Origin of the sequence: Winogradskyella sp. A2 (assembly GCF_046762865.1) — a bacterium.
In the GTDB taxonomy this organism is placed as follows: domain Bacteria; phylum Bacteroidota; class Bacteroidia; order Flavobacteriales; family Flavobacteriaceae; genus Winogradskyella.
On record NZ_JBKQXM010000020.1, the window covers coordinates 1 to 962 of the forward strand.

The 962-nt window shown below is 44.2% G+C and carries 1 protein-coding gene; it reads left to right on the plus strand.

Annotated features, from left to right (window positions below; translation table 11 throughout):
• On the plus strand, positions 1–962 hold a 962-nt coding region (locus tag ACFWV9_RS16125), incomplete at both ends, for an Ig domain-containing protein (protein WP_411896260.1).

A 962-nucleotide genomic window follows, 5' to 3' on the forward strand; every position in this document is an offset into this window, starting at 1 on the left:
ACGTCAATTGACCAGGGTGTCTGGGATGTACAGGGCGGAACACTCTTGCTGTCATCGGTCAGTAGCGGTAGCACGGCCGTTTGGAGCTCTGAACCAATAGATATTACGGGACACGAGAATGTAACCATATCAATAGATGTCGATGATCTGGACGACAAAAAGGAGAACAGTGACTATGTAGAAGTCTTTTACAGGTTGGATGGTGGCTCCTTGATTCCATTCGGTACAGTAACGGGCAATATAGATTTGACCAACTTTACGGTATCAGGTATTACGGGCAGCGTTTTGGAGCTGGTAGTGGAGACACAGGTAAGTTTCTTGGATGAGACCTATAGTATAGATAATGTTAATGTTAGTGGGACACCTACAGTACCTATTGCGGTTTCCTCTGTTACATTATCGCCTAGTACAATATCGGTTGAACTGGGAGATAATTCTCAGCAACTGACCGCAACGGTCAATCCTTCCAATGCGGATGACACTTCGGTATCTTGGCTTTCAAGCGATGAAAGTGTCGCTATGGTAGATGAGAATGGATTTATAACACCAGTAGCTGTTGGCGAGGCAACCATTACGGTAACAACTACCGACGGAGGTTTCCAGGACACGTCTATTGTAACTATCATTGAGGAAGTGATTGTCCCTGTCACAGGCATTACATTAAGTCCATCGGATGCTACGATGAATATTGGAGGTGCCACATTGTTGTTAGAGGCTACTGTTTTACCATTTGATGCAAGTGACCAAAGTGTTACATGGTCTACAAGCGATGCCAGTGTAGCTAGCGTAGACATCAACGGAGAAGTTACGGCAAATAGTGAAGGTGTCGCAGTAATTACGGTAACAACTACTGATGGGAATTTTGTTTCTAATTCAACGATTAATGTAATTGCAATTCCAACAGACCTACCATGGGTTGAGGATTTTGAAGATTTGGCAGATGGCACAACGATAGATACGGG